This is a genomic window from Arthrobacter sp. SDTb3-6 (assembly GCF_013376095.1).
Classification (GTDB): Bacteria; Actinomycetota; Actinomycetes; order Actinomycetales; family Micrococcaceae; genus Specibacter.
The window spans coordinates 1-5,863 of the sequence record NZ_JAAMFN010000076.1 but is presented as its reverse complement, the minus strand read 5'-3'; the positions used below and the strand labels follow the sequence as shown (position 1 = coordinate 5,863).

Annotated in this window: 6 protein-coding genes; 3 read left to right on the top strand and 3 right to left on the bottom strand. The window is 69.0% G+C overall.

The annotated features are described in order from the left end of the window. The first annotated feature begins 93 nt into the window (after positions 1–93). On the top strand, positions 94–1,086 hold the full coding sequence (gene dapD, locus G6035_RS19100) for a 2,3,4,5-tetrahydropyridine-2,6-dicarboxylate N-succinyltransferase (RefSeq protein WP_176618685.1): 993 nt from the start codon (positions 94–96) through the stop codon (positions 1,084–1,086). A gap of 38 nt (positions 1,087–1,124) precedes the next feature. After that, positions 1,125–2,021, top strand: coding sequence for a hypothetical protein (locus G6035_RS19095; protein WP_176618684.1), 897 nt, complete (start codon positions 1,125–1,127; stop codon positions 2,019–2,021). Here the strand turns inward: G6035_RS19095 and G6035_RS19090 are convergent. The 3 genes from G6035_RS19090 to G6035_RS19080 all read right to left on the bottom strand — a co-directional run bounded on the left by G6035_RS19090 (position 2,018) and on the right by G6035_RS19080 (position 4,703). Next, positions 2,018–2,629 (bottom strand): hypothetical protein, encoded by a 612-nt coding sequence (locus G6035_RS19090; RefSeq protein WP_176618683.1) that lies wholly within the window; start codon positions 2,627–2,629, stop codon positions 2,018–2,020. The genes G6035_RS19095 and G6035_RS19090 overlap by 4 nt on opposite strands. Positions 2,630–2,774: 145 nt before the next feature. Further along, positions 2,775–3,398, bottom strand: a complete 624-nt coding sequence (locus G6035_RS19085; protein ID WP_176618682.1) for a TetR/AcrR family transcriptional regulator — start codon at positions 3,396–3,398, stop codon at positions 2,775–2,777. A 90-nt stretch (positions 3,399–3,488) separates the two neighbouring features. Further along, positions 3,489–4,703, bottom strand: coding sequence for a M20 family metallopeptidase (locus G6035_RS19080; RefSeq protein ID WP_176618681.1), 1,215 nt, complete (start codon positions 4,701–4,703; stop codon positions 3,489–3,491). Positions 4,704–4,831: 128 nt separating this feature from the next. Here G6035_RS19080 and G6035_RS19075 point away from each other — a divergent pair, with 128 nt between their 5' ends. Beyond that, on the top strand, positions 4,832–5,839 hold the full coding sequence (locus G6035_RS19075; protein WP_256128135.1) for an ABC transporter substrate-binding protein: 1,008 nt from the start codon (positions 4,832–4,834) through the stop codon (positions 5,837–5,839). The last annotated feature ends 24 nt before the right edge of the window (positions 5,840–5,863 follow it).

The following is a 5,863-nucleotide window of genomic DNA, read 5'->3' as shown; positions in this document are numbered from 1 at the left end:
ACAACAAACCCCAACCATCGACCCGGGGACGGCCCGCCTTTCGTTTGCGGCAGGCATTTTCGAAGGCACCCCCGGGGTCGATAGACTTCTTCCATGACGCAGACCCCAGCAACCTCCGCAGAACGCACCGCCCACGGATTCGGCCTGGCTTCCATCGCCGACGACGAGTCCGTCCTCGATGTCTGGTTCCCCAGCCCGGAACTCGGCGCCTCCGTCAACACCCTGGGCGCCACCCGCGAGGCGAGCCCCGAGCTGACCTCGCTGGCCGTGCCCGGACGCGACGACGACCGCGGTGTCACCCCGACCGTCGTGTTCGCCCAGATCAACCTGGACGAGGCCCCCGCCGACGCCGTGGACGCCTACCTGCGCCTGCACCTGCTCTCACACCGCCTGGTCAAGCCGAACAGCATCAACCTGGACGGCATCTTCGGCAAGCTCAACAACGTTGTCTGGACCAACTTCGGCCCGGCCCCCGTGGACGGCTTCGAGCTCACGCGCGCCCGGCTGCGCCGCCGCGGCGTGGTCACCGTCTACTCCGTGGACAAGTTCCCGCGCATGGTGGACTACGTCCTCCCCTCCGGGGTGCGGATCGCCGACGCCGACCGGGTCCGCCTTGGCGCCCACCTGGCCGACGGCACCACGGTCATGCATGAAGGCTTCGTCAACTACAACGCCGGCACCCTGGGCACCGCCATGGTGGAAGGCCGCATTTCCGCCGGAGTGGTGGTGGGTGACGGCACCGACGTCGGTGGCGGCGCGTCCATCATGGGTACGCTCTCCGGCGGCGGCAAGGAGCGGGTGGTGCTGGGCGAGCGCGTGCTCCTGGGCGCCAACTCCGGCGTCGGCATCAGCATCGGCGACGACTCCGTCGTGGAGGCGGGCCTGTACGTCACGGCCGGCACCCGGGTGCGCGTCGTGCAGCCGAAGAACGACGACGGCGAGGACACCACGATCATCGTGAAGGCCAGCGAGCTTTCCGGCAAGCCCAACCTGCTGTTCCGCCGCAATTCCAGTTCCGGCGAGGTTGAAGTGCTGCCCCGCCAGGGCTCCTCCGTGGAGCTCAACGACGCCCTGCACAGCAACTAGGGAAGCTTGCTTCCCCTCAACACGCCGGGGGCGCGGCCGTGAGCCGGAAACGCGGCCGCGCCGCCCTGGCCTGGCTGGCCGTGACGGCACTGGTGGCGGGCCTGCTCGTCGCCGGCGGCTTCTGGGTGGCCAACTACTTCCGCGACGCCCTGGCCCCGCCACTGGCCATCGGCTGCACGGCCACCGCGGGCAGCCAGTCGTACTCGCTGGCCGTGGACCAGACGGAAAACGCCGCGCTGATCAGTGCCTTGTCCGTCCGGCGCGGCATGCCGGCCCGGGCCGCCTCGATCGCCGTGGCCACGGCGCTCCAGGAATCCAAGCTGCGCAACATTGCCTACGGCGACATGGACTCGCTCGGATTGTTCCAGCAGCGCCCGTCGCAGGAGTGGGGCACCGCCGCGGAGATCATGAACCCGGTGTACGCCGCGTCGGCCTTCTACAACTCGCTGGACAAGGTGCCCGGCTATGTGGACATGCCCCTGAACGACGCCGCCCAGATCGTCCAGCGTTCCGCGTTCCCCCAGGCCTATGCCCAGCACGAGGACCTCGCGCGCGCGTTTGCCTCCGCCCTGACGGGCCAGTCGGCCGAGGCGCTCAGTTGCACCCTTCCCCCTGCCTCCACGGCTGCCACGCCGGCCGCGGTGGTGGCCGGGCTGCACGCGGTGTTTGGCCCGCTCCCCTCCTCAGCCACGTCCGACGGCGGCACGCCCGCCCTCTTGGTGCCGGCCACCGGCGCAACGGGCTGGGCAGTGGCGCAGTGGGCGGTGGCCAATGCCCACCAGGACGGCATCACGCAGGTTGCCTATGCGGGCCGCCAGTGGACCCGTGCCAACAATGACAAGAAGACCGGCAACAACGCCGGGTGGCAGGCCGCCGCCGGCACGGCACCGGCGGGCAGCGTGGAGATTGTCCTGGCCCCGCCGGGCCAGGGCTAGACGAGCAGCTCCACGACGGGCTGGACGTAGCTGAGAAAATTCTGTTGGTCGTCCAGCAGGTGCTGGCTCATGATCAGCCGGTCCGGCTCAATGAACCAGGCCCGCTGCTCCGCCAGCGGCATTTCCACGATGGTCAGCGTGAAGTCCCGGGCGCTGCGTCCCAGCTCCATTTCACGGTTCTGCACCAGGTCCGCAAGCACCTTGTGCCCGCCGAGGGTCTCACGCTCTGCAGCCAGCAGCTGATAGGCGCTGATTTGCTCCCGCGACCAGGTCAGTGCGGCACCAAAGTGTGCCTGCAGCACGCGCTGGAGCGCGGGCATCCCGGCAAAGTCGCCAAAGTTCGGCGGGTTCAGCGGCGGCTCCATCGCCGGGTGGACGGCCATCAGACGGCCCCACCAGTGCTCCCACTGGTCCCGCAGCGCGTCCAGCCCGCCCACGTGTGCGGTCAGCTGGCTGGGGTCTGCCGGCCTGACCTGCGGGGCCACGTGGGAAAGCGCAGGCTGGCCGGCGCCGGCCAGTCCCGCCACGTCGCGAATGTACAGTGCAATGAGCATGGGCCCGCAGGTATCCATGGTGATGCGCCAGCCGGGACCGCCAGTATGATGCATAATTCTCGCCTCCATGTGCCGATGGCCCTGCCACGGCACTCCCATGGGTCCAGATTACGCTTCGCGGGGAGGCAACGGCAGTGGGACGGTGCGGTTTGTTGTGCGGCCCCGCCGGGGCTGCAGCCTGGCCGGCGGCGCGTGCGGGCTACGCGGCCAGCAGGGAGTGCAGGTGCCGGCGCAGCGTGGCGCTGCCCTGCTCCGGCCCGGACCAGCCCGGCTGGAGGACCATGCGCAGGCCCAGTCCGTCCAGCACGGCAATCAGGCGCTCGGCCTCGTCCACCGGTTCGGGGTTTCCGGCCACCAGCCCGCTCTCGAGCAGCTGCATCACCACGCGCCCCACCACGGCACCCGTGGCACGGTAGTCGTCCCGGGCTGCGTCCTGCAGCCCGCCGTCGGTGCGGGCCGCGAGCATGAACTCGATGCGGACCACGGCCTCGGCGCCGGCGTGGGCATCCAGCGGCAGGAGCGCCTCCAGCACCACGGCGCACTTTTCCACCAGCGTGGACGCATCCCGGGGCAGTGCAAACCCTTCCAGGTCCTCCAGGCGGTCCAGCGCCCGCATGTGGACTCGCTCTGAATTGACGCGGAAGGCGAACTCCATGAGTTCGGCCTGGTTGGCAAAGTAGTGGCGCACGGACCCCAGGGCCAGGCCGGCCTGCTCCGCCACGGTGCGCAGCGAGGCCTGGGCCAGCCCCTGCCGGTTGATGACTTCAAAGACGGCGTCGGCAACGAGTTCGCGGCGGTCGTCCGCGTCAACAATTTTGGGCATACTCTTTTTTAGCACATGCGGCCCAGAACCTTTGGCGCCGGGCCGCAGCGCCGTGCGCCTGGCTGTACAGCGCCGTGCGCCTGGCTGTGCCTAGCAGTGGTGGGCGCGGCGGAAGGCCAGTTCGGCCAGGGCCGCCGCAGCCTTGGGGACCACGGCGTCGTCAAAGGCGGCGCGCGGGGAGTGGTTGCTGGCCCCCTCTGCCGGTGAGTCCGCCGTCGTTGCCCCCAGCATGATAAAGGCGCCCGGCACCTCGCGCAGCACGTGGGAGAAATCTTCCGAGCCGGGCACGGGGAATTCCATTTCCCGGAACGCGCCGTCGCCGAACACGTCGGTGAGCACGCCTGCGGCGTAGGCGTATTCGGCGGGGTCGTTGACGGTCACAGGGTAGTCCGGGGCCACCTCAACCTCCACAGTGAGCCCGTGCCCTTCGGCGATGCCGCGGAACAGGCGCTGGAGTTCGGAGCACAGCCGCTCCTTGTGGCCGGGGGAAAACGTCCGCAGCGTCACGTCGAACGTGGCGGTGTCCGGGATGACGTTTCCCGCAGTGCCGGAGACGAGTTTGCCGATGGTGGCGACGACGGGGTCGAAGACGTTGAAGTGGCGGGTGACGAGCGTCTGCATGGCCAGGACCATCTCGCAGGCCACGGGCACGGGATCGCGCGTCAGGTGCGGGGTGGAGCCATGGCCGCCCTCGCCGCGGACGGTGACGAACAGTTCGTCGCAGCCGGCCATGAGCGGGCCGGGCCGGGAGTAAAAGACCCCGTTTTCATATTCGGCGGAAAAAACGTGGAGCCCAAACGCCGCATCCACGCGCCGGCCGGCGGCCTCCAGCACGCCGTCCTGGACCATGAAGCGGGCGCCGTCGTACGTCTCCTCGCCCGGCTGGAACATGAAGACGACGTCCACGGCCAGTTCGTCCCGGCGCGCGTGCAGCAGCCGCAGGGCGCCATAGAGGCCGGCCATGTGGACATCGTGTCCGCAGGCGTGCATCGTGCCGTCAAGGGTGGAGCTGAAGTCCAGCCCGGTGGCCTCGGTGACCGGCAGCGCGTCCATGTCCCCGCGCAGCAGCACCACCTGGCGCCCGCCGCCCAGGGGGTTGTCCCTGCCGCCGCGCAGCACCACCGTCACGGAGCTTTGGCGGGTTCCCGGCGTGATTTCCAGCCCGTCCAGCCCGCCAAGGCGTTCCAGCACCAGTGCCTGCGTGCGCGGCAGGTGCAGCCCCACTTCGGGCACCCGGTGCAGTTCGTGGCGGAAGCCGATGAGCTCCCCGCGCAGCAGTTCGGCCTCTTCCAGCAGTGTTGGCATGTCCATCCTCACAGTGCGGCCGCCCGGTGCAGCCACACGTTCATCCTGCCACCTAAGGGCGGCCCCGGCACGTCGGGACCGAGGGGCGAGACGAATTTGACAGCCCGCGGGGCCTGCATGGAACCTTGTTGAAAACCACACTCCGCGTCGTGCCGGCAACGATGGTACGGCCCGGCTCCACCAACTACGGGACGGCAAAGTACCCCATGACAGCAAAATCCAGGATCTTCACCACGGCCGCCGTGCTGCTTGCGGGCGGTCTCGCCCTGACCGGCTGCACCACGGCCTCACAGGGATCCGGGACGGGTCCGACGTCGACGGCCGGCACCTTTGACGTCTCCACCGTCACCAAGGACAACGCCCTGGCGGCCCAGGTCCCGGCCGCCATCAGGGCCAAGGGCACCCTCACGGTGGGCGCCGACACCTCCTACGCGCCGGCCGAGTTCCTCGGCGGTGCGGACGGGCAGACACCCATGGGCTACGACGTGCAGCTCGCCCAGGCCATCGGCAACATGCTGGGACTCAAGACCACGGTGCAGACGGCCGAGTTCCCCACGATCCTGCCGTCCCTCGGGGCCAAGTACGACCTTGGCGTGTCGTCCTTCTTCATCACGGCCGAACGCCGGAAGGCCGCGAACTTCGTCAGCTATGTTGCCGCAGGAACCCAATGGGCCGTGCAAAAGGGCAACCCCAAGAAGTTCAGCCTGGAAGGCATTTGCGGCAAGACCGTTGCCGTCCAGACGGGCACCTTCCAGGAATCCCCCGACATCTCCACCCGCAACAAGGCGTGCACCGACACCGGAAAGCCCGCCATCAAGGTCGTAAGCCTGAAGAACCAGACAGACGTCACCACCCGCGTGATCAACGGCAGTGCCGACGCCATGGCCGCCGGGTCCATCACCGTCGGCTACGCCATCACCCAGAGCAAGGATGCCATCCAGACGCTCGGGCCGCAGTACGGGGCCTCCCCTGTGGGCATTGCCGTGGCCCTGGACGACATGCCGCTGGCCAAGGTGACGGCCGCGGCCATGAACAAGCTGATCGCCAACGGGGACTACAAGAAGATCCTGGACCAGTGGGGCGTGGGCAGCGTGGCCATCCCCAAGGCCGAGGTCAACCCCGCCACCAGCAAGTAGCCACCAGCACCCAGGCTCCAGCAA

Excerpts from the sequence above, each read along its gene's own strand:
- G6035_RS19080 (WP_176618681.1), bottom strand. The coding sequence starts at position 4,703 with ATGCCAACACTGCTGGAAGAGGCCGAACTGCTGCGCGGGGAGCTCATC.
- G6035_RS19090 (WP_176618683.1), bottom strand. The coding sequence starts at position 2,629 with ATGCATCATACTGGCGGTCCCGGCTGGCGCATCACCATGGATACCTGC.
- dapD (WP_176618685.1), top strand. The coding sequence starts at position 94 with ATGACGCAGACCCCAGCAACCTCCGCAGAACGCACCGCCCACGGATTC.
- G6035_RS19085 (WP_176618682.1), bottom strand. The coding sequence starts at position 3,398 with ATGCCCAAAATTGTTGACGCGGACGACCGCCGCGAACTCGTTGCCGAC.